Origin of the sequence: Rhodococcus sp. 27YEA6, assembly GCF_044908235.1 — a bacterium.
Classification (GTDB): Bacteria; Actinomycetota; Actinomycetes; order Mycobacteriales; family Mycobacteriaceae; genus Rhodococcus_F; species Rhodococcus_F qingshengii.
Genome location: NZ_JBIYCY010000002.1, coordinates 483,496 through 504,191, shown reverse-complemented (window position 1 = coordinate 504,191; position 20,696 = coordinate 483,496). Strand labels below are relative to the sequence as shown.

Below are 20,696 nucleotides of genomic sequence, written 5' to 3'. Positions count from 1 at the left end.
CTACTTTGCGCCTAACTCACTGCTAGGAGGCTTTCCATGGCGATTGCAGATGTCAAGGAATACGCACATCTCACGGACGCCGACATCGAAGCGCTCGGCCGCGAACTCGACGCGATTCGTCGCGACATCGAGGAGTCGCGCGGCGAGAAGGATGCGCGATACGTGCGCAACGTCATTCGTCTGCAGCGTTCGCTCGAAATCGGCGGCCGCGCAGTGCTTTTCGCCAGCCGTCGTCGTCCGGCGTGGCTCGCCGGAGTTGGCCTGCTGACGCTCTCGAAGATCATCGAGAACATGGAACTCGGGCACAACGTGATGCACGGGCAGTGGGACTGGATGAACGACCCGGAGATTCACTCCACCTCGTGGGAGTGGGACGTCACCGGCCCGTCTGCGCATTGGAAGCAGACCCACAACTACCTGCATCACAAGTACACCAACGTCCTCGGAATGGACGACGACGTCGGATACGGGCTCCTCCGCGTCACCCGCGATCAGCGCTGGAAGCCCTTCAACGCCGGCAACCTGGTCTACAACACGCTGCTCGCGCTGTTCTTCGAGTACGGCATCGCCGCTCAGCACCTCGAGCTCGGCAAGGTGGCCAAGGGCCGCGCCGACAAGGAAGAGACGCAGCGCAAGCTCCGTGAGGTCGGCGAGAAGATCGGCAAGCAGGTCCTGCGCGACTACGTCATCTACCCGGCCATCACCGGCCCGGCGTGGAAGAGCACGTTGTCGGCCAACTTCACCGCCAACACTCTGCGGAACGTGTGGACCAACGCGGTCATCTTCTGCGGCCACTTCCCGGACGGTGCCGAGAAGTTCACCAAGGAAGACATCGACAAGGAAACGCAGGCTCAGTGGTACCTGCGTCAGATGCTCGGCAGCGCCAACATCGAGGGCAGCGCGCTCATGGACTTCATGACGGGCAACCTGAGCTACCAGATCGAGCACCACCTGTTCCCCGATCTGCCCAGCAACCGCTACAAGGACATCGCGGTCACGGTGCGTCAGCTCGCGGACAAGTACGACTTGCCGTACACGACGGGCCCGCTTGCCGTGCAGTACGCCAAGTCCTGGCGCACCATCGCCAAGCTGTCGCTGCCCAACAAGTACCTCAAGGACACCGTCGACAATGCGCCCGAGACGGCGTCGGAGCGGATGTTCGACGGCGAACTGACCTCGACTGTCGATCCCGTGACCGGGCGTCGCAGTGGCCTCAAGAGCGCCATCGCACGTAAGCGCAAGAGCGGAAAGCTGCGCAGCCTCCTCGGCCTGCGCTGATCGTCGACTGCGCTGACCGTAGACAGCAAGCGGCCCGACACCATTCGATGGTGTCGGGCCGCTTTGCTGTTCTCGCCCGGAACGTCGCTCGGGGGCGCTCAGTACTGATCGTTGGACTTGATCGCTTCCAGCAGTTGTCGCACAGCGACGACGCGTCGAGCTGATTTGCCCTCCAGCAGGTCGAGCTTGCATTCGGGATCTGCCGGCGGTCCGAGGTGCGTGCATCCGCGCGGGCAATCCTCGATCGTCGCAGCGAGATCCGAGAACGCCGCCACCACGTTCTCGGGCGAGATGTGCGCCAGACCGAACGAACGGATGCCCGGGGTGTCGATCACCCAGCCGCCACCGGCGAGCGGGAGTGCCACCGATTGCGTCGACGTGTGCCGGCCCTTGCCGACGCCGGATACGATGCCGACCGCTCGATTGGCATCGGGGACAAGGCGATTGACCAGTGTCGACTTTCCGACGCCGGAGTGTCCGATCAGGGCGGTCAACTTGTGCTCGAGGATCTGCGTCAGTTCGTCCAGGGGATCGTCGCGACCGGCGACGACCACTTGGATGTCGAGGTCGGCGAACGTGCTCGCGAATTCCTCCGGCGGTTCGAGGTCGCTCTTGGTCAGGCAGACGATCGGCGTCAGGCCACCCACGTAGGCGGCGACCAGTGCGCGCTCGACGAAGCCGGTGCGCGGTGGGGGATCGGCGAGTGCCACGACGATGAGTAACTGCTCCGCGTTCGCGACGACGATACGTTCGAAGGGATCGGTGTCGTCGGCGGTCCGTCGTAGAACCGTCGAACGCTCGGAGACCCGGACGATGCGCGCCAGGGTGTCGGTTTTGCCCGACAGATCGCCGACTATGTCCACCTGATCGCCGACGACGATGGGGGTCCGGCCAAGTTCGCGGGCGCGCATCGTGACGATCAGCCGGTCGGGATCGCCGCCGAGGACGCAACCCCAACGGCCACGATCCTTCGACACCACCATCCCCGATTCGGCCGAGAGATGTTCGGGCCGAGTCTTCGTACGGGGGCGGGATCCGCGCCCGGGGCGTACCCGGACGTCGGACTCGTCGTACTGCCGCGGACTCAGAAGCTTGCCTTCGGTGTCGCCGGCGAACTCTCGAGCATGTCGATCCACATGTTCTCGAAGCCGGGCAGTGTCTTGGCTGTGGTTCCGACATCGTCGACCTCGACACCGTCGACGACCAGGCCGATGATGGCGCCGGCTGTTGCCATGCGGTGGTCGGCATACGAGAGCCATTGTCCGCCATGGAGTTCCGCGGGAACGATCGTCAGGCCGTCATCGGTTTCGGTGACGGAGCCGCCGAGTTTGTTGATCTCGTCGGCGAGGGCGGCGAGACGGTCTGTCTCGTGCCCGCGCAGGTGCGCGATTCCTCGTAGATGCGAGGTGCCCTCGGCGAGAGCGGCCAGGGCCGCCACGGTGGGGGTCAGCTCTCCCACGTCGTGGAGGTCGATGTCGATGCCGCGCAGTTTCTCCGGGCCGCGGACGGTCAGGACACCATCGGCGAGAGTGACGTCGGCCCCCATCGAGGCGAGGATCCCGCGGATCGCGTCGCCGGGTTGCGTCGTCGACGACGGCCACGTCGGGACGCTGACGGTTCCGCCGGTCACTGCGGCAGCGGCCAGGAACGGTGTGGCGTTGGAGAGATCGGGTTCGATCGCCCAGTCGACGGCGCGCACCGGCCCCGGTGCCACACGCCAGGTGTCCGCGTCACCGCCCGTGGCTGGCGTCGTCACGGAAACTCCGGCCTCGCGGAGCATCTCGACGGTCATGTCGATGTGTGGCATGGACGGGACGGGCTTGCCGTCGTGATGGACGGTGACACCCTCTTCGAACGCAGCAGCCGAGAGCAGGAGACCGGAGACGAACTGCGACGAACCGGATGCGTCGATGGTGACCGTCCCGCCGCGTAGGGACCCGGTTCCGGTGACGGTGAACGGGAGTGCGTCACCCTCGATCCGAGCGCCGAGACCGCGCAGTGCTTCCAAGATGGTGCCGAGCGGTCGTGTGCGTGCTTGCTCGTCGCCGTCGAAGTGGACGATGCCGTCGGCCATCGCGGCGAGTGGCGGCAGGAAGCGCATCACGGTGCCGGCCAGGCCGCAGTCGACCTCGCCGCCGCGCAGGGGTCCAGGGGTGATGCGAAGCGTGGTCGCATCACCGGCTTCCTCGACGCCGATGCCGAGGTCACGCAGAGCTGCGATCATCAGGTCGGCGTCACGGCTGCGGAGTGCACCGGTGATCGTGGACGGGCCATCCGCAAGTGCGGCCAGAATCAGAGCTCGATTGGTGATGGACTTGGATCCGGGCAGCGTCACCACTGCATCGACGGGTGCTTGGGCCCTCGGGGCGCTCCACAGACTCAGACTCACATGGTCCATCTTCTCTCATCGGTGGGGGAATGGTCGAAACCGTGCCACCCTGGGTGTCATGTGCGGAAGGTATGCGACCACAGCGGACCCGGCCACCCTGGCGGTGGAACTCGATGCGCTCGACGAGACCGACCACTCGGCGCCCGTCGAAGCCGATTACAACGTGGCCCCCACGACCGAGGTGTTGACCGTCGTCGAACGCCACGATCGGGAGAACCCCGACAGCGATCCGACCAAGAGGATTCGGCGGATGCGGTGGGGATTGGTGCCGTCGTGGACCAAGGAACTGGGCAAAGGCCCGGTCCTGTTCAACGCCCGCGCCGATTCGCTGGCGGAGAAGCCGGCGTTTCGGACCGCCTTCAAGTTCAAGCGTTGCCTGGTCCCCATGGACGGGTGGTACGAGTGGCGGACCGAGGCCACCGGCGGGAAGAAGGCAGCGAAGATTCCTTACTACATGCACCCCGACGACGGATCACGGCTGTTCATGGCGGGCGTGTGGTCTGCTTGGCGGGACCCGAGGGTCGAGAACGCGAGCCCCGTCCTGAGCTGCTCGATCGTCACGGTCGACTCTCTCGGTCACCTCGAGCAGGTTCACGACCGCATGCCCCTCGCCCTGCCTCGTGACCGCTGGGAGGCGTGGCTCGATCCCGACAACACCGTCGATTCGGCTCTGCTCGAACCGGTACCGGACCTCTTCGAGCGGATCGACGTCGATCGAGTCCGGCCGCTGGTCAACAGTGTCAAGAACAACGGGCACGAGTTGATCGAGCCGGACGTCGACCGTGCCGGCGAGCAGATCAGCCTGCTCTAGCAGTCAGCCGAGAGCCCAGGTGACGGTCACTTCGAACGAGACCTGCTGGGTTCCCGGGGCGAGAACCATGTCGGACATCGAGGCGTCGGGAGCGCGCATGGTCTGACCGCCACTCGTGTCGTGTGCCTCGGTGATGGTCACGACGTTTTCGAGCGACGTCCCGGACAGATCCGCGTACTGCTCGGCACGGTTCTTCGCGTCCTCGAAGGCACGGGTGCGAGCGTCGGCCAGAAGCTGAGAGTCGTCGTCGATGGCGAAGGCGACGTTACCGAGCCGTGCCGCGTTTCCGCCCGCCGCGATGCCGGCGTCCAGGACAGAAGAGGCCTTGTCGAGATCGCGGACGACGATTCGTACCGAGTTGGTCGCCCGGTAGCCGGTCACGTTGCCGCCGACGAACGGTCCGCCGCTGGCGTCGTACTGCGGCTGGACGGACAGATCGCTTGTCTGCACGTCCTCGGGGGCAACCCCGGCGGCGACTATCGCATCGATCAATTGACGGGCCTTGTCATTCGCCTCCGAGACTGCTCCCGATACATCCGGGGCAACCACCTCGATGCCGATGTCGGCATTGAGGATGTCCGGCGCCCCGCGGACCTGCCCTGATCCGACTACCGTGACTTCCTTGGCGGCATTGTCCGAACTCCCGCAGGCCGTCAGCGAGACGGTGAGGGCTGCCGTCGCAGCGGTCAGTGCAAGAGTTTTCAGGTGTGGTCGCATGGTGAGACCGTAGCGACCGGATACTCAGCCCGCCGTGATTTGCGCCGTGACCGCGCCACTGAGCTGCGTGAGGTCCGTCGGAGCCAGTTCGATTTCGAGCCCGCGTCGGCCGGCGCTGCAGAGAATGCGGTCCCAGTCGAGCGCCGACGCATCGATCACTGTCGGCAGTTTCTTGCGCTGGCCGAGCGGTGAGATACCGCCGAAGACGTAGCCGCTCGAGCGCTCGGCTTCGGCGCGATCGGCCATGACGGCTTTGCTCGCACCGAGGGCAGCGGCTGCAGCCTTGAGGGAGAGCTTGTCCGGGACCGGCAGAACCGCGACGGCGAGCTTGCCGGTGTCGAGTTTGACGACCAAGGTCTTGAAGATCTGTGCGGCCTCGACACCTGTCGACTCTGCCAGTGCGGTGACCGCCTCGTCGCCGAAAGATTCGGCGCGAGGATCGTGGTCGTAGCTGTGGACGCGGTGCGGTGTCTTCGACTTGTCGAGAAGTACGGTCGCAGGGGTCGCTGTTCCGGCCATGAGGAACACCCTATGTGGATCGCCGACAGGTGCATCCGACCAGGCCGGGAACAGAGTCGCTGACTCCCGTGTTGGTACCAGTTGATGAAACTTGTCCCGAGAAGCGAAGGAGCGACCGTGCTGGCTGTGTGTGAGCCACCACCGGCCCGTGGGTCGGATCTTCAGTTGGCGGTAACCTTGATCCCTACGGCTAGTGAAGGGATCAGAGTGCTGGAACACGACCGGCCCAAGGACGAACCGTCAGGGGTAACTGAACCTATCGACGGCACTGTGTCCGAAACGCCCGAAACTGCGGATGAGTTGATTGCCCGGTTCGAGCGCGACGCGCTCCCGCTGCTCGACCAGTTGTACGGCGCTGCCCTGCGCATGACGCGGAATCCGGCTGATGCCGAGGATCTCGTGCAGGAGACGTACGTCAAGGCGTACACCGCTTTCCGTTCGTTCCGTGCCGGTACCAACCTGAAAGCCTGGCTGTACCGGATTCTCACGAACACCTACATCAACTCGTACCGAAAGAAGCAGCGCCAACCCGCGCAGTATCCGACGGACGAGATCACCGACTGGCAGTTGGCCGCCACCGCCGAGCACACCTCGACGGGGCTGCGATCGGCCGAGGTGGAGGCGCTCGACGCGTTGCCTGACGACGACATCAAGGCGGCGCTGCAGTCGCTTCCCGAGGAATTCCGTATGGCCGTGTACTACGCCGATGTCGAAGGATTCCCGTACAAGGAGATCGCGGAGATCATGGGCACACCCATCGGAACGGTGATGTCGCGACTGCACCGTGGTCGCAAGCAATTGCGTGGTCTTTTGGCCGATGTCGCAAAAGACCGGGGATTCAATCGGGACGGCGCGGTCGACACAGCCACAGTCGCAGCCACCGAGACGGAAGGTGTCACACGATGAGTGAGCAGGACGAATTCGAAAGGCTCGACTGCTCGGCAGTCATCGCCGACGTCTGGTTGATGCTCGACGGTGAATGCGACGATTCGAGTCGTGCTCGCCTGCAGCGTCATATCGACGATTGTGGATCGTGCCTCGAGGCCTACGGGATCGAAGAGAAGGTCAAGAGCCTGATCAACCGTAAGTGCGGTGGAGACCACGCGCCGGAAAGCCTGCGTCAGAGGCTCACCGTCGAGTTGCGTCGGACCATCGTCATAACGACTACCGAAACCGACAGCTAGCCCGTCAGCGAAGATCTGAGCGGCAGCAGTCGGAAGGCAGTAACGCCGAGGGGCGGGGAAGCAATGCTTCCCCGCCCCTCGGACGTTTTGTTGCGCTACATGTCAGGCGTTTGGACGCTTGCCATGGTTAGCGGCGTTGCCCTTACGGCTGCGCTTCTTACGACCACGCTTACCCATGATTGGTCTCCCTTCTGTTTCTTTCGCGTCATTGTTTCACGCCGATGCCGGTGTGGTTCCATTGGCAGGTCGATCGAGTGATCCGTCGACGTATTTTCGTGGTCAGAGTGCAGTTCCGACAGAAGTGAGGTTCACGATGGCAGAAGACGTGCGCGCCGAGATGGTTTCGACGGTCTACCAGGTCGTCGTGAGCGAGGGAGACGTCGTTGCGGACGGCGACACCCTGGTCATCCTCGAATCCATGAAGATGGAGATTCCCGTCCTGGCCGAGGTTCCGGGAACGGTGACGACGGTGGGCGTCAAGGTCGGCGACGTGATTCAGCAAGGCGATCTGATCGCCGTGATCTCCTAAGCCGGACGATGTCCACTCTCAGCGACCTCCTCGCCGAACACACCGACCTTCCCGGTGCGGCGGTCGACCATCTCCAGCGCGTCGTGGGGGAGTGGCAACTGCTCGCCGACCTCTCCTTTGCCGACGTTCTCTTGTGGGTGGGCACCGAATCGGAGAGGAACCGATCCGAGGGGACGGTCATCTGCGTCGCGCATTGCCGGCCGACAACGGCATCGACGGCTTTTCCGGAGGATGCGGTCGGAACGGTCGTTTCCGAGTCCGAGCACCCGCAGGTTCTTCGCGCTCTCGTGGAGGGCCGCGTCGTGCGCGGGGAAGACGAGACGTGGCGTGAAGGTATGCCGCCGCGTCGGGAAGCCGTTCCGGTGCGTCTGGACGGGCGAGTCATCGCTGTTCTGAGCCGCGACACCAACCTGTCGCACCAGCGAGCGCAGAGTCCGCTCGAACTCGCGTATCTCGATTGCGCCGAAGACCTGTGTCAGATGATCAGCGACGGAACCTTCCCGATCCGAGAATCGCGCTCCGACACGAACTCGAGCCCACGTGCGGGCGACGGCTTCATCCGTCTCGATACCGAAGGCACAGTCGTCTATGCCAGCCCGAACGCGCTCTCGGCCTATCACCGGATGGGTCTGAGTTCGGATCTGGTGGGCCAAGACCTCGCAGCGCTGACCCGTTCGTTGGTCACCGACCCGTTCGAGTCTCAGGAAGCTGCGGGATACATCCGAGATACGTTGGCGGACAAGCCCGGTCGCCGTATGGAGATCGAGGCGCGCGGGGCGACCGTTCTGCTGCGGGCCCTGGTTCTCAAGCCTGGCGGCCGGCATGTCGGTGCTGCGGTCGTCGTCCGCGACGTCACCGAGGTCAAGCGTCGTGATCGCGCTCTCCTGAGCAAGGACGCAACCATCCGCGAGATTCACCATCGAGTGAAGAACAATCTGCAAACCGTCGCGGCGCTTCTGCGTCTACAGGCCAGGCGAACCGGCAACGACGAAGCGCGACAAGCGTTGACAGAGTCGGTGAGACGCGTGACGTCCATCGCCCTCGTTCACGACACCTTGTCGATGTCGGTGGACGAAGAGGTGGATCTCGACGAGGTGATCGACCGGTTGGTTCCCATGCTCTCCGATGTCGCGGGAGTAGGTGTGCCGGTGACGATTCGGCGTGAGGGCAGTTTCGGAGTGTTCTCCGCCGAGCGCGCCACCCCGCTGGTCATGGTGCTGACGGAGTTGGTGCAGAACGCGATCGAGCACGCTTTCGATCCGGGTGTGACCGGCACGGTCACACTCAGTGCCGAGCGTTCTGCACGCTGGTTGGACGTGATCATCCACGACAACGGGCGCGGCCTGCCGGAGAACTTCGACCTCGAGAAATCCGATCGCCTCGGACTCCAGATCGTGCGGACTCTGCTGGGAGCCGAGCTCGGTGGCTCGCTCGGACTGCACCCGGGAAGCGGAGGCGGTACCGACGCGGTTCTGCGTGTGCCGCTCGGTAGACGTTCTGCGCGTTACTGATTCGAGCAGCGTTAGCGATTCGAGCAGACAAAAAGCCCGGCACCATGTGGTGCCGGGCTGTCGTCTTCGACTGTGCAGAGGGGCTGTTCTCCGCCGCGAGTCGAACGTCTCGGTTCTACCTAGACGGAAGTGCGTGCACGGGTACGTGCGTTACGACGCTTGAGTGCGCGACGCTCGTCTTCGCTCATTCCGCCCCAGACGCCTGCATCCTGGCCGGACTCGAGAGCCCACGACAGGCACTCGGCGGTGACGGGGCAGCGGTTGCAGACAACCTTGGCATCAGCGATCTGAGCGAGGGCCGGTCCGCTGTTTCCCACGGGGAAGAACAGTTCGGGATCCTCGTCGCGACAGATTGCGTTGTGGCGCCAGTCCATCTTTTTTCGCTCCTTAATTGGGTGTGTATTCACACCATTTGGTACCAATGAGTTTGTGTGTGCGTCATCAATGTTTCCGCACTGTTCCTTGTGAATGCTTTCACGAACTCGCGGTATGTCAATAGGTTTGAACGGGTTCGTGGGCCAACTCACTAATTTGTGACACACCTGACGGCCACCTGGGCGTCACCGGCATTTTACCCGATTTCGACCTTTTGGCACCAGAGTTTTTGCAGGTCAAACGTGTTGCCTGACTCACGTCGTAATCGGTGCGAACACTTCCAGTGCATCCGGGACCGAGGTGAATTCGACCTTTTCACGAAGTCCGATGTAGTCGCCGTCCATCTGCAGTCCGATCGGTCGCGACGATTCGATGGTGATTGTCGGAACGTCGTCGGTGCGTAAGAGGACCTTCGATTTCGGCTCCGCGCCGCGTGCGAGTAGTTGCCGCACAACCCGCAGGGACGGCAGAACTTTGGTGCTCGTCATGGCGAAGATGCCGAGTCCACTGTCGAAGGTCGTTCCCGGATTGGTGTGGACGGGACGCTCTTCCAGATATGTCCACGGGCTCGAGTTCGAGACGAATGCGTAGTGGACTCCGGAGACGGGATCCTGATCGGGAAGGTGGACGGTCAGCGCTGGTTCGGCTCGCTTGGCACGGAAGAACGCCGCGATCGCGGTTCGGACATACCGGGCGGGTGTGGCGGCGTCACCGTTCTTACGGCTGGCGTCGACGGCCTCGCACACATCGGCGTCGAGGCCCATTCCGGCGTTGAACGTGAACCAACGGTTGTCGCAGTGTGCGAGCCCGATTCGGCGCCTGGTCCGTTCGGAGAGGAGGTCGACGAGTTGGTTCGTGGCGTCGATCGGGTCGGCGGCAATACCGAGTGAGCGCGCGAAAACGTTTGCCGAGCCTCCCGGGACGACAGCGATCGTCGGGATCGGACCGACCGGAACCGATTTCATCGACGCGGGATGCGGTGACCCGAGCAGTCCGTTGACCACTTCGTTGACCGTTCCGTCGCCGCCGTGGACGATCACCGAGCCGAAGCCGTCTTCGTGGGCTTCGCGCGCCAGTTCGGCGGCATGACCCCGATGTGTGGTGTGCGCCACAGTAAGTCGCACCCGACTCTCGAGGGCGTGTGCCAACAGGTCACGACCGGCAGCGGTGGTGGAGGTGGCATTGGGGTTGACGATCAGCAGTGCGCGCACGGGGCATGAGCCTATCCGGTGTCGTGTTCTAGGCTGGCCTCGTGCCGAATACCGCCAGTCCGAACGCCCTGCCCAAGACAGTCACATGGGCAGGTGCCCTCGTGACGCTTCAAGGGCTGGTTGCCGCCGGGTTCGCGATCGTCGCAGTGATTCGCGGTGCAACCGGCCACGATCAGAGCGTCACCAACGGATACGGATTTGCCGCCTGGGTCGCGATCCTCGGCGGCGCGGTGTTGGCTGCCGGTATCGCTTTGCTGACGGGCCGCCGGTGGGGCCGGGCAATCGCCGTCGTCGCGCAGTTGCTGCTCCTGCCGGTCGCCTGGTCGCTCCTGACCGATTCGCATCAGGTGCCGCTCGGCATCGTTCTGGGTGTCGTCGTTCTCGGCGCTCTGGGCTGCCTGTTCTCGGCTCCGACGTCTCGATGGATGGCAGCGGAGTACGGAGCGTACGCAGACGAGGTCTCGCCGGAAGAGGGGTGCCCGGACGAGACCGAAGAGCCGCGGGACAAGTAGGACGGAACGCCTACGCTGCTTCAGACCTACTCAGCTTCCGCTCTACTCAGCTTCGGCGGCGAGAGCTCCGAGGTGAGTACCGGTCAGGCGATACGTGGTCCACTCCGTCTTCGCGTCGGCGCCGAGTGACTCGTAGAACTTGATCGAGGGGGTGTTCCAGTTGAGCACCGACCAGGACAGCCGGGTGTAGTCGTTGTCGGTGCACTCCTTGGCGAGTGCGGCCAGAAGAGCCTTCCCGTGGCCTGATCCGCGCTGACTGGGCTTGACGTAGAGGTCTTCGAGGTAGATGCCGTGAGCGCCGTCCCACGTCGAGAAATTGCGAAACCACAACGCCATGCCGACGACGTCGTCGGCCGAATTCACAGCGACGTGCGCGAAGGCCGTCGCGGCCGGCCCGAACAACGCCTCGCCGATCTGTTCCGCCTTCACGGTGCACTCGTCGAGGGCCTTCTGGTAGTCGGCCAACTCGTAGATCATGTCGGTGATCGGCTGGACGTCTGCGGGCGTGGCGCGTCGGATCATAAGGAGAATCTTAGGCCTCAAGCCTCGACGAGCGGCGGCACGTTGTGATGGACGAGGTGGGTGGCGCCGTGCTCGTAACCGAGAACCGAGTATGCGCCGGGGGACAAGGCGAAACGCTTTCCTTCCGTCACCGGGAGCTCGAGCCAGCGGGCGATGAGTGCGCGTGAGAAGTGGCCGTGCCCGATCAGGATCACGTCGCGTTCGGGTAGTTGCGAACGCACCATCGACAGCACCATGTCGGTCCGGGCGTGGATCTGATCGGCCTGCTCGCCGCCGGGGCACGGGTGGGTCCAGACGGTCCAATCGGGCACCGTTGCGCGGATCTCGGGCGTCGTGAGGCCTTCGTAATCGCCGTAGTCCCATTCGGACAGTGCATCCCAGGTTCGCTCTTCCGGCAGGCCGGCGAGATCACCCGTCAACTGTGCGCGCAGCCGCGGACTCGTCAGAATCATGGGGTTCCGGAGGTCGAGGGTTCGCAAGCGATTTCCGGTCGCGGTTGCCTGCATCTCGCCGAGCGGAGTCAGCGGAACCTCGGTCCGGCCCGTGTGTTTCCCGGTGCGTGCCCACTCGGTTTCACCGTGTCGCATGAGTACGACGCGAGCACCGAGGGGGATCGACGAGGGGGCGGACTGGGACGTCATGTCGACCATCATTGCAGGCTGCCTCGCGTGTGTAGCTCGCCTCCTGGCGCGAAGTGCGCAAGGATCTACGTGTGACGACGGTTCTCGCAGTGGCGAATCAAAAGGGCGGCGTGGCTAAAACCACCACCGTCGCTTCTCTCGGTGCGGCTTTGTCCGCGCTCGGACAACGAGTTCTGGTGGTGGATCTCGACCCGCAGGGCTGCCTGACGTTCTCGCTCGGACACAACCCGGATCGCCTCGAGCGTTCGGTCAACGAGGTCCTGGCGGGTGATCTCGACGCGGTCGACGCCGTGCTGAAGACGGACGACGGTATGGATCTCCTGCCGGCCACGATCGATCTCGCGGGCGCCGAAGCGCTGCTCCTGATGCGACCCGGTCGAGAGTTCGCGCTCAAGCGGGCGCTGTCTCCGCTCCTGGGCTCTTACGACGTCATCATCATCGACTGCCCACCGTCGTTGGGTGTGCTCACACTCAACGGATTGACTGCGGCGCAGTCGGTTCTGGTTCCACTGCAATGCGAAACCCTCGCACACCGCGGCGTCGGACAGCTGCTGCGTACGGTTCGTGAAGTCCAAGCCATCACCAACCCGGATCTTGTTCTGCTCGGCGCACTTCCGACTCTGTACGACGCTCGAACCACGCACAGTCGCGACGTGCTCGCCGATGTCAGCGACCGCTACTCCCTGGCCGTTCTGGCGCCTCCGATCCCACGCACCGTCAAGTTCGCCGAGGCGTCCGCGTCGGGCGCGACGGTCCTCGCCGGACGAAAGAACAAGGGTGCGGATGCCTATCGTGAACTCGCGGACAATCTCGTAAAGCATTGGGCTGGAAACGAAGTCGTGACTTTCGCGCCGGAGCTGGCGATCTGAGGAAGGTGAGCTTCTAGCGCAGCGCGAACAAGGTATCGCCGCGCTGTTCCAGAATCGTCTCGCCCGCACTGGCGAGCGCGATCGGTGTCGCCGTCTCACCGCGGTCGACTGCGATCATGCGCTGCACCGCTCCGTCCGACGGACTGACGGCTGCAATGCCGCCCGGAACGGGGATGAGCATCTGACCGGCAACCATGCTTCCGGGTCCGGACGTTCCGTTGACGATCCACGTCGGAGCCAGATCGCTCAGGCGCAGGTTGACGGTCTGCGAGCCGGTCCACCACGTGATCGAAGCCTTGTCGGCGCGGGTGCGGGCGCCTTCGGTCACCGTTCCCTCGATCGGATAGTCGACGATCGGATTGCCGGATCCGTCGAAAATGGTGATGCGAGAAACGGTTCCGTTGGCGGCAGGGAGGTAGACGGCCGTCTTTTCGCCGGCCACGGCAAGCAGGCGGGCGCCCTCGGAGTCGAGGAGAATCGCGGATCCGTACTCTTCGGGTTCCTGGGCGTCCTTGGGTGCGGGATTCATCACCGTCAACCTGTTGGAGGCTTCACCGGGGCAGCGCTCGAGTACCGAGACTCGGTTGGCGCTCGACGCAGCGTCGAGCAGCGTGCATCCGGTGCGGGGTTGCTTGTTGGGGTTGACCTTCGCGTCGACCCGGCCGTACTCGAGGGTTCGGACGAGGTCCGAGCGCCACAGCTCCATTCGCTCACTGCCGCGCGAAATCAGGTAGGTGCCGTCCGCTGAAAGGCTGACCGCAGAATCGGCGTCGCTGTTGCGCTGGTCCTTTCGGGCGCCGGTGTCGGCGACCAGCGACGTGACCTGAGAGCAACCGCGATCGTCCTGATAGACGCTGACGACGCGATCCCACGAACCGATCGCGCCGCACAGCGGAATGTTGCGCGCGTATCGCCACACTTCTTCGCCCGTTGCCGGATCGCGGCCGATCACCTCGGAGCCGTCGGCGGTGACGACGGCATTTCCGACGGTGATCGGTGCCGTCGAGTCGGCACTGGGAGATTCCCACGTCTGCTTCAGGATGTCGGGTAACAACACCGACGTCGACAGAGGTGGGAGTGGAGATTCAGCGGTGACCGAGGTGGTTCCGCGCGCATCACTGCGCAACCACACAACGGTCACCGCCACGATTACGGCCAGCGCGATTGCCAGCGCACCGATCACATCTGAGCGAGTACGCCTTTCGGGAGCCAGCACATCGGCAGCTTACTCTGCGGCGCCTGCCGTCGCGGAAGCCGCGGGGCGACGACGCCGACGGCGACGCGGCTTGGCCGCTCCGTCTTCGTCCGAGTTCTCGGCAGCGGTTGCCGCGGGTGCCGAAGGGGGAGCTGTGGTGGCGCCGGCGGTGGTGGACGTCGCGGCGTCGGTCGAAGCGCCGGCGCGGGTGCGGCGACGGGTCCGGTTGCGGCGGGGAGCGGCCTTCTCTTCGTTGCCGTCCGAGTCGGTCGACTTCGGCGCGTCTGCTTTGTCCGTTGCTGCTTTGTCCGTTGCTGCCTTCTCAGGGGCGGCCTTGGCCTTGCGAACAGTGCCCTTGGCATCGGCCGGAATGGACAACTCTTCGTAGAGGTGCGGCGAGCTGGAGTAGGTCTCGACCGGGTCGGGGATTCCGAGGCTCAGTGCCTTGTCGATGAGCTGCCAGCGAGGGATGTCGTCCCAGTCGACCAGCGTGACGGCGATGCCGGTGCGTCCGGCGCGGCCGGTACGACCGATGCGGTGGACGTAGGTCTTCTCGTCCTCGGGGCACTGGTAGTTGATGACGTGGGTGACGTCGTCGATGTCGATACCGCGGGCAGCGACGTCGGTGGCGACCAGAACGTCGACCTTGCCGTTACGGAAGCCCTTCAGCGCCTTTTCACGGGCGATCTGGCCGAGGTCACCGTGGACGGCACCGACGGAGAAGCCGCGCTCGGCGAGATCGTCGGCCACCTTCTGGGCTGTGCGCTTGGTGCGGGTGAAGATCATCGTCGCGCCGCGGCCTTCGGCCTGCAGGACGCGGGCGACCATCTCGGCCTTGTCGAGCGCGTGTGCACGGTAGATGTGCTGGCTGGTGCGATCGTGCACCGCGGAGGATTCGGCCTCTTCGGCGCGGATGTGCGTCGGCTGCGTCAGGAAGGTGCGAGCCAGGGTGATGATCGGGCCGGGCATCGTCGCGGAGAAGAGCATCGTCTGACGCTTGTCGGGGACCATGCCCATGAGGCGTTCGATGTCGGGGAGGAATCCCAGGTCGAGCATTTCGTCGGCCTCGTCGAGGACGAGAACGCCCACCTTGCCCAGGATCAGGTGCGACTGGTTGGCGAGGTCGAGCAGGCGACCCGGGGTGCCGACGACAACGTCGACGCCCTTCTGGAGTGCCGAGATCTGCGCCTCGTACGGACGGCCGCCGTAGATGGGCAGAACCTGGAGACCGCGGTCGCCGACCCGGAGGTACTTGCTGGCGTTCTCGAGGTCGCGGGCAACCTGGATGCACAGCTCGCGGGTGGGAACGATGATCAGAGCGCGGGGCGTGCCGTCGAGAACAGCTGTGCCGTTCTCGGCGGTGACGATGCGATGCAGGAGCGGGACGCCGAAACCGAAGGTCTTGCCCATTCCGGTGCGGGCCTGACCGATGAGGTCGTCACCGGCGAGAGCCAACGGAAGGGTGAGTTCCTGGATGGCGAAGGTGCGCTCGATGCCGATCTCGTTCAGTGCGCGGACGATTTCGTCGCGGACACCGAGTTCGGCGAAGCTCGGGGGTACATGGGTGTCGTCGAGCTGGACGGAAACGGTGTTCTCGGTTGCTTCGTCTTCGTGGTCGACAGTGATCTTGCTCAGGGGACTAGCCTTTCCTCGTGGCGGTACGCACGCACAAGGTAAGGGGCCAGGCCGTAAGTCGGCCGATGTCGATGCCCTCTTTTTCTTCGGTCATGCCTACGCCTCAGCACTGAATTCCACTCGGACGAATTCGAACCGTCCGGAGATCTCGGCGAAGCGGGCGACAACCGTCGATGCAGGTGCGCGCACATTATCGGTGGGGTTCGTGTGAATACAGCCGTCCCGGCTAACCAATTGGCCCGGGGGAACTGGCGAACTCCCAAGATCATTGTAGCTGCACGTTGTCCGTCCCTCGCGATGACATGTCGAAGATCACCGAATCGGACATGCGGTCCTTGCCGGTCGCGTCGGCCGTCGAAGCACTACAGTTCGTAGTCATGGGCGCACACGATCTTGATGCTTCGACGGACGCTGGAACCGGAGGCCGAGTCGCTTCCGATCACCCTGGCGTGATCGATTTGTTTGCCGTTCTCGCGTATGGCGAGATTTCGGCGTTCTACCGTTTGGCGGAGGACGCACAAATGGCACCGGACCTGCGAGGCAAGGTGGCGTTCGCCAGCATGGCCGCCGCCGAGATGGACCACTTCGAGACTCTGGAAACGGCGTTGACGGAACGTGGCCACGAGATCTTCGCCGTCATGGACCCGTTCGTTCGAGCTCTCGACAACTACCACGCGTCGACGACACCGTCGACGTGGCTGGAATCGCTCGTGAAGGCGTACGTCGGCGACGGAATCGCTGCCGACTTCTATCGCGAGATCGGGCACTCCCTCCCGGCGGATGTCGCGGAAATCGTCGAGGACGTGCTGTCCCAGACGGGCCACTCGGAGTTCGTGGTGCTCGAGGTGAAGGCAGCAGTGGAGGCCAGTACTCGCGCCAAGGACCGGTTGATGCTGTGGGGACGCCGTCTTCTGGGCGAAGCAATCACGCAGGCACAGTTCGTGCTGGCGCAGCGTGAAGATCTCACCGATCTGGTGATCTCCGCCTCCGGCGACCTCAACGGAGTTGTCGCGTTGTTCGACGGCATGCAGGCAAAGCATGCCGAGCGGATGGCGATTCTCGGACTCGTCTAGGTGCCTGTTCGCTCTGGGCACAGCGTGCAGAGGAGCGTGGGCGGTCGTTGCTGCATTAGCCTTGCGTCGACAACGGATGTAATTCACGAACAGTTCGGAGGTTGACCGTGGAGGTCAAGATCGGTGTAATCGACAGCCCGCGTGAGCTCATCGTCAACAGCGAACAGACCCCTGACGAGGTCGAGACACTGGTCGCGGCTGTCCTCGGTGGCCGCGAGCCGGTTCTGGCTCTCGTCGACGACAAGGGCCGCAAGTTCCTGGTGCAGGCTTCTCGTGTGGCGTACGTGGAGATCGGTCCGTCCGATATCCGCAAGGTCGGATTCGCGCCTACCGTCTGACGCGTAGCTGTAACAGCAGAATGGGCGGGCAGTCGTGAGACTGCCCGCCCATTCTCGTTCGGGTTCCGGTTACTTCGTTTCGGCTTGCAGCGGCACGTGTGAGAGACCGCCCCACGCGAGGGTCACGGTGATTTCCACGGCTTCTTCCTTCGGGATCGGCCGCGCGGCCTCGAGCCAGTACCGCGCAGTGAACTGGCTGGCACCGACAAGACCGACCGCAAGGATGCGCGCGCGGTACGGATCGAGTCCGGAATCCTGACTCACCAGGTCGAACACGGCGTCGACGCAGGCTTCGGTGGCTTGTTCGACGCGTGTCTGGACCTGAGGTTCGCCCATGATGTCGGACTCGAACACCAGGCGGAAGCCCTGGGAGTCGTTGTCGACGAAGTCGAAGAACGCCTGGACCGCGGCGCGGACACGCTGTTTGTTGTCCGTCGTCGATCGCAGGGCCTGGCGTACACCCGAGATGAGGCTGTCGACGTAACTCTGCAGGACTGCGACGTACAGTTCGAGTTTGCCTGGGAAATGTTGGTACAGAACTGGCTTGCTGACACCGGCACATTCGGCGATCTCGTCCATGCCGGCCGAGTGGTACCCGTTCGCAACGAATACCTCACTTGCAGCTGCGAGGAGCTGGAGGCGGCGCGCATCGCGGGGGAGGCGGGTGCTGCGACGTGTTCCGGCAGGCTTGCCAGCCGTTGTACCGCGATCGGAGTCAGTCCGATCCGCGAGTTCTGTCATGTCGCTTCCAATCTGAGCAAAAGTAATTCGGTCGGCGCGCGGATCCGCGAGTCGCGTGTGCGTACCCGCCAGTATCCTCCGTCACACCGGTCGTAGCCGAATGAACGATACCGTGTGTCGCCCGGGCGAGTCGCGCGTGCCTCGGTGAGCGAGACCAGCGGTCTTTCTCGTTACAGGACGGGCTGCCATGACACGCCAGGACCAGCAAGTTTCGGTCAGCCCGGGCGAGCGACTTGCCGTGTGTGAGATTCTGGACGACGTGACTGACCCAGGGGGACCGCGCATGCGTGGACGAACTACGCAGAACCCTGAACGTGAGGAACGTCGAATGCGTAGCGGAACTGGAGCGCCTCGCGACGAACGTCGGCCGGAGGTGCCGGATGATCGTGCCTACGGCGAACGCGACTATCGCGGCATTTCCTCCCATCAGCCTTTGCGCGCCCAATGGGATCCGACCAAACGAGAAGTGGGCCGAACCCCGCGTAATCCGCGACCGGACCGGGCAGCGCGAAAGCAGAGCAAGCTCGGGCGCTTCGTCTCGACCTACGGTTGGCGGGCCTACGCGATTCCGGTTCTCGTGGTGCTCACCATTCTTGTGATCGTCGATGCGGTACGGCCGGACGCCACAGACTCCGCGAGCAAGACGTCGGCCACCGCCGACCTCGCGCACAGCACCGACGGAACCGATGTCATCGGTGCCCCACCGGCCGGAGACGGAACTTTTGCCTCGTCGATACCGTCCGGTGCCCTTCCCGACGGTGGTCCGTTCACCGTCGCGGGGGGTGGAACGTGGCACGTCGTACCCGGTACGACGGGCAAGGTCGGACAGGGAACCGAACGCGAGTTCACGTACACGGTCGAGATCGAGGACGGCGTCGACACGACCGGCTTCGGCGGAGACGAATCGTACGGACGCATGGTCGACCAGACACTGGCCAATCCGAAGAGTTGGACCAACGATCCCAAGGTCGCGTTCCGGCGCGTCGACGCCGGCGAGCCGGACTTCCGGATCTCCTTGACCTCACAGATGACGATCCGCGAAGGCTGTGGATACGAAATCGAACTCGAAGGATCCTGCTACAACCCGAGCATGGACCGAGTCCTGCTCAACGAACCGCGATGGGTGCGAGGCGCCATTTCGTTCCAGGGCGACATCGGCTCGTATCGGCAGTATCAGATCAATCACGAGGTCGGCCATGCCATCGGATACGCCGCTCATCAGCCGTGCGAGACCGAGGGCGGACTCGCACCGATCATGATGCAGCAGACCTTCGGAACCGCGAACAACGACATCGCTAGGCTTGATCCCGAGGGCGTCGTTCCGATGAACGGACTCACGTGCCGCTTCAATCCGTGGCCGTACCCCCGAGCGTGACCGGATCGAGAATCCCTGATCTCGTCTTGAACTAGGAGTGTTTCGCGGTGTCTGCAACACCCGTCGTATTGCCACCACTGGTGGAGCCGGCAGCCGAGTTGAGCCGGGAGGAAGTTGCCCGATACAGCCGGCACCTGATCATCCCGAACGTAGGCATGACCGGTCAGAAGCGGCTCAAGAATGCACGAGTCCTGTTCATCGGCGCCGGTGGATTGGGTTCACCGGCACTGCTCTACCTCGCGGCCGCAGGAGTGGGCACCATCGGGATCGTCGAGTTCGACGAGGTCGACATGTCGAACCTGCAGCGTCAGGTGATTCACGGACGCTCCGACGTCGGACGCCCGAAGGCGCTCAGTGCGAAGGAGTCGATTCTCGAAATCAACGAGCACGTCGACGTCCGGTTGCACGAGTTCCGCCTGGACAACTCCAACGCGGTCGAACTGTTCTCCGAGTACGACCTGATCCTGGACGGTACGGACAACTTCGCGACGCGGTACCTCGTCAACGATGCTGCCGTCATCGCGGGAAAGCCGTACGTGTGGGGCTCGATCTACCGCTTCGAAGGGCAGGTCTCGGTCTTCTGGGAAGACGCCCCGGACGGCGCGGGACTGAACTATCGCGATCTTTACCCGGAGGCGCCGCCGCCAGGCATGGTCCCCTCGTGCGCCGAGGGTGGTGTGCTCGGAGTCCTGCCTGCGACCGTCGGTTCGATCATGGCGACCGAGGCGGTCAAGCTCATCACGGGGATCGGCGAACCGCTTCTCGGACGCCTGATGATCTACGACGCACTTGCGATGACGTTCCGGACGATCCGCCTTCAGCGTGATCCGACCCGCGTGCCGGTCACCGCCTTGATCGACTACGACGCGTTCTGCGGTGTCGTGTCCGAAGAGGCGAGTGCCGCTGCTGTCGGTTCGACGATCACGGCGCCCGAACTGGAGGCCATGATCGGCGAGGGACGGTCGATCGAGCTGGTCGACGTACGAGAACCGGTTGAATGGGACATCATGCATCTGCCGGGGGCCGTGCTGATCCCGAAGGACCGCATCCTGTCCGGTGAAGCTCTGGCGACGTTGCCGCAGAACAAGCAGATAGTGCTGTACTGCAAAACCGGCATTCGTTCCGCCGAGGCACTGGCATTTCTCAAGAACGCCGGTTTCTCCGACGCGGTCCACGTTCAAGGCGGCGCGATCGCCTGGGCGAACCAGGTGGATGCGAGTCTGCCGGTCTACTAGGCGCGCCTCGCGGGAGGCGGCGCCGCGCACCGGTAG

The 20,696-nt window shown here is 64.0% G+C and carries 24 protein-coding genes; 12 read left to right on the top strand and 12 right to left on the bottom strand.

Annotated elements, in window-relative coordinates; translation table 11 throughout:
* The first annotated feature begins 36 nt into the window (after positions 1-36).
* Entirely contained in the window at positions 37-1,278 is a 1,242-nt protein-coding gene (locus ABH939_RS08775; RefSeq protein ID WP_003940700.1) for a fatty acid desaturase, read from the top strand.
* Between the two features lie 98 nt (positions 1,279-1,376).
* Here ABH939_RS08775 and rsgA read toward each other — a convergent pair whose 3' ends face one another.
* Together rsgA and aroA are read right to left on the bottom strand one after the other, a co-directional pair.
* Positions 1,377-2,414, bottom strand: coding sequence for a ribosome small subunit-dependent GTPase A (rsgA, locus tag ABH939_RS08770; protein ID WP_322942470.1), 1,038 nt, complete (start codon positions 2,412-2,414; stop codon positions 1,377-1,379).
* Entirely contained in the window at positions 2,363-3,676 is a 1,314-nt protein-coding gene (gene aroA / locus ABH939_RS08765; protein ID WP_214924701.1) for a 3-phosphoshikimate 1-carboxyvinyltransferase, read from the bottom strand. Before aroA ends, rsgA begins: the two co-directional genes overlap by 52 nt.
* A 49-nt stretch (positions 3,677-3,725) precedes the next feature.
* Between aroA and ABH939_RS08760 the strand changes: the two genes are divergently transcribed.
* Entirely contained in the window at positions 3,726-4,478 is a 753-nt protein-coding gene (locus ABH939_RS08760) for an SOS response-associated peptidase (RefSeq protein WP_214924700.1), read from the top strand.
* Between the two features lie 3 nt (positions 4,479-4,481).
* On the opposite strand, the gene ABH939_RS08755 is transcribed toward ABH939_RS08760, so the two are convergent.
* Complete coding sequence (locus ABH939_RS08755; protein ID WP_064688951.1) at positions 4,482-5,195, bottom strand: SIMPL domain-containing protein; 714 nt, start codon at positions 5,193-5,195, stop codon at positions 4,482-4,484.
* Positions 5,196-5,219: 24 nt separating this feature from the next.
* A complete protein-coding gene (gene ybaK / locus ABH939_RS08750) occupies positions 5,220-5,714 on the bottom strand; it encodes a Cys-tRNA(Pro) deacylase (RefSeq protein ID WP_047271686.1) in 495 nt (164 codons plus the stop codon).
* 207 nt (positions 5,715-5,921) lie between these two features.
* Here ybaK and ABH939_RS08745 point away from each other — a divergent pair, with 207 nt between their 5' ends.
* Both ABH939_RS08745 and rsrA read left to right on the top strand, forming a co-directional pair.
* Positions 5,922-6,620: a sigma-70 family RNA polymerase sigma factor gene (locus ABH939_RS08745; protein WP_007731206.1), complete on the top strand. Its 699-nt coding sequence runs from the start codon at positions 5,922-5,924 to the stop codon at positions 6,618-6,620.
* Complete coding sequence (rsrA, locus tag ABH939_RS08740; RefSeq protein WP_003940722.1) at positions 6,617-6,898, top strand: mycothiol system anti-sigma-R factor; 282 nt, start codon at positions 6,617-6,619, stop codon at positions 6,896-6,898. Before ABH939_RS08745 ends, rsrA begins: the two co-directional genes overlap by 4 nt.
* Positions 6,899-7,000: 102 nt before the next feature.
* On the opposite strand, the gene ABH939_RS08735 is transcribed toward rsrA, so the two are convergent.
* Positions 7,001-7,075, bottom strand: a complete 75-nt coding sequence (locus ABH939_RS08735) for a 50S ribosomal protein bL37 (RefSeq protein WP_022597109.1) — start codon at positions 7,073-7,075, stop codon at positions 7,001-7,003.
* Between the two features lie 136 nt (positions 7,076-7,211).
* Between ABH939_RS08735 and ABH939_RS08730 the strand changes: the two genes are divergently transcribed.
* Positions 7,212-7,427, top strand: coding sequence for a biotin/lipoyl-binding carrier protein (locus tag ABH939_RS08730; RefSeq protein ID WP_007731208.1), 216 nt, complete (start codon positions 7,212-7,214; stop codon positions 7,425-7,427).
* 8 nt (positions 7,428-7,435) lie between these two features.
* Positions 7,436-8,938, top strand: coding sequence for a sensor histidine kinase (locus ABH939_RS08725; RefSeq protein WP_214924698.1), 1,503 nt, complete (start codon positions 7,436-7,438; stop codon positions 8,936-8,938).
* Between the two features lie 119 nt (positions 8,939-9,057).
* On the opposite strand, the gene ABH939_RS08720 is transcribed toward ABH939_RS08725, so the two are convergent.
* Together ABH939_RS08720 and ABH939_RS08715 are read right to left on the bottom strand one after the other, a co-directional pair.
* Complete coding sequence (locus ABH939_RS08720; protein ID WP_003940950.1) at positions 9,058-9,312, bottom strand: WhiB family transcriptional regulator; 255 nt, start codon at positions 9,310-9,312, stop codon at positions 9,058-9,060.
* Positions 9,313-9,567: 255 nt separating this feature from the next.
* Positions 9,568-10,524: a diacylglycerol kinase family protein gene (locus ABH939_RS08715; RefSeq protein WP_007731209.1), complete on the bottom strand. Its 957-nt coding sequence runs from the start codon at positions 10,522-10,524 to the stop codon at positions 9,568-9,570.
* A 41-nt stretch (positions 10,525-10,565) separates the two neighbouring features.
* Here ABH939_RS08715 and ABH939_RS08710 point away from each other — a divergent pair, with 41 nt between their 5' ends.
* A complete protein-coding gene (locus ABH939_RS08710; protein ID WP_322942471.1) occupies positions 10,566-11,036 on the top strand; it encodes a hypothetical protein in 471 nt (156 codons plus the stop codon).
* A gap of 42 nt (positions 11,037-11,078) precedes the next feature.
* On the opposite strand, the gene ABH939_RS08705 is transcribed toward ABH939_RS08710, so the two are convergent.
* Together ABH939_RS08705 and ABH939_RS08700 are read right to left on the bottom strand one after the other, a co-directional pair.
* A complete protein-coding gene (locus tag ABH939_RS08705) occupies positions 11,079-11,558 on the bottom strand; it encodes a GNAT family N-acetyltransferase (protein WP_003940724.1) in 480 nt (159 codons plus the stop codon).
* A gap of 17 nt (positions 11,559-11,575) precedes the next feature.
* The gene (locus ABH939_RS08700; RefSeq protein ID WP_080552758.1) at positions 11,576-12,199 is read right to left on the bottom strand and encodes an acid phosphatase; all 624 of its coding nucleotides are present in this window, start codon (positions 12,197-12,199) and stop codon (positions 11,576-11,578) included.
* 71 nt (positions 12,200-12,270) lie between these two features.
* On the opposite strand from ABH939_RS08700, the gene ABH939_RS08695 reads away from it, so the two are divergent.
* Positions 12,271-13,068, top strand: a complete 798-nt coding sequence (locus ABH939_RS08695; protein WP_030535000.1) for a ParA family protein — start codon at positions 12,271-12,273, stop codon at positions 13,066-13,068.
* A gap of 13 nt (positions 13,069-13,081) precedes the next feature.
* Here ABH939_RS08695 and ABH939_RS08690 read toward each other — a convergent pair whose 3' ends face one another.
* Together ABH939_RS08690 and ABH939_RS08685 are read right to left on the bottom strand one after the other, a co-directional pair.
* Positions 13,082-14,284: a hypothetical protein gene (locus ABH939_RS08690; RefSeq protein ID WP_404649560.1), complete on the bottom strand. Its 1,203-nt coding sequence runs from the start codon at positions 14,282-14,284 to the stop codon at positions 13,082-13,084.
* Between the two features lie 9 nt (positions 14,285-14,293).
* The gene (locus ABH939_RS08685; RefSeq protein WP_030534998.1) at positions 14,294-15,898 is read right to left on the bottom strand and encodes a DEAD/DEAH box helicase; all 1,605 of its coding nucleotides are present in this window, start codon (positions 15,896-15,898) and stop codon (positions 14,294-14,296) included.
* Positions 15,899-16,275: 377 nt separating this feature from the next.
* Here ABH939_RS08685 and ABH939_RS08680 point away from each other — a divergent pair, with 377 nt between their 5' ends.
* Positions 16,276-16,971: a ferritin-like fold-containing protein gene (locus ABH939_RS08680; RefSeq protein ID WP_029255047.1), complete on the top strand. Its 696-nt coding sequence runs from the start codon at positions 16,276-16,278 to the stop codon at positions 16,969-16,971.
* A 107-nt stretch (positions 16,972-17,078) separates the two neighbouring features.
* Complete coding sequence (locus ABH939_RS08675; RefSeq protein WP_003942312.1) at positions 17,079-17,309, top strand: DUF3107 domain-containing protein; 231 nt, start codon at positions 17,079-17,081, stop codon at positions 17,307-17,309.
* A 69-nt stretch (positions 17,310-17,378) separates the two neighbouring features.
* On the opposite strand, the gene ABH939_RS08670 is transcribed toward ABH939_RS08675, so the two are convergent.
* Positions 17,379-18,050 (bottom strand): TetR/AcrR family transcriptional regulator, encoded by a 672-nt coding sequence (locus tag ABH939_RS08670; RefSeq protein ID WP_003942309.1) that lies wholly within the window; start codon positions 18,048-18,050, stop codon positions 17,379-17,381.
* Between the two features lie 328 nt (positions 18,051-18,378).
* Here ABH939_RS08670 and ABH939_RS08665 point away from each other — a divergent pair, with 328 nt between their 5' ends.
* Positions 18,379-19,425, top strand: a complete 1,047-nt coding sequence (locus tag ABH939_RS08665; protein WP_007731223.1) for a DUF3152 domain-containing protein — start codon at positions 18,379-18,381, stop codon at positions 19,423-19,425.
* Positions 19,426-19,472: 47 nt separating this feature from the next.
* Positions 19,473-20,660, top strand: coding sequence for an adenylyltransferase/sulfurtransferase MoeZ (gene moeZ, locus ABH939_RS08660; protein WP_003942292.1), 1,188 nt, complete (start codon positions 19,473-19,475; stop codon positions 20,658-20,660).
* Positions 20,661-20,696 lie beyond the last annotated feature (36 nt).

Coding starts and splice junctions, on each gene's coding strand:
- ABH939_RS08705 (WP_003940724.1), bottom strand. CDS start 11,558: ATGATCCGACGCGCCACGCCCGCAGACGTCCAGCCGATCACCGACATG.
- ABH939_RS08760 (WP_214924700.1), top strand. CDS start 3,726: ATGTGCGGAAGGTATGCGACCACAGCGGACCCGGCCACCCTGGCGGTG.
- ABH939_RS08665 (WP_007731223.1), top strand. CDS start 18,379: ATGCGTAGCGGAACTGGAGCGCCTCGCGACGAACGTCGGCCGGAGGTG.
- ABH939_RS08680 (WP_029255047.1), top strand. CDS start 16,276: ATGGGCGCACACGATCTTGATGCTTCGACGGACGCTGGAACCGGAGGC.
- ABH939_RS08720 (WP_003940950.1), bottom strand. CDS start 9,312: ATGGACTGGCGCCACAACGCAATCTGTCGCGACGAGGATCCCGAACTG.
- ABH939_RS08730 (WP_007731208.1), top strand. CDS start 7,212: ATGGCAGAAGACGTGCGCGCCGAGATGGTTTCGACGGTCTACCAGGTC.
- ybaK (WP_047271686.1), bottom strand. CDS start 5,714: ATGGCCGGAACAGCGACCCCTGCGACCGTACTTCTCGACAAGTCGAAG.
- ABH939_RS08700 (WP_080552758.1), bottom strand. CDS start 12,199: ATGACGTCCCAGTCCGCCCCCTCGTCGATCCCCCTCGGTGCTCGCGTC.
- aroA (WP_214924701.1), bottom strand. CDS start 3,676: ATGGACCATGTGAGTCTGAGTCTGTGGAGCGCCCCGAGGGCCCAAGCA.
- rsrA (WP_003940722.1), top strand. CDS start 6,617: ATGAGTGAGCAGGACGAATTCGAAAGGCTCGACTGCTCGGCAGTCATC.
- ABH939_RS08755 (WP_064688951.1), bottom strand. CDS start 5,195: ATGCGACCACACCTGAAAACTCTTGCACTGACCGCTGCGACGGCAGCC.
- ABH939_RS08725 (WP_214924698.1), top strand. CDS start 7,436: ATGTCCACTCTCAGCGACCTCCTCGCCGAACACACCGACCTTCCCGGT.
- ABH939_RS08670 (WP_003942309.1), bottom strand. CDS start 18,050: ATGACAGAACTCGCGGATCGGACTGACTCCGATCGCGGTACAACGGCT.
- ABH939_RS08775 (WP_003940700.1), top strand. CDS start 37: ATGGCGATTGCAGATGTCAAGGAATACGCACATCTCACGGACGCCGAC.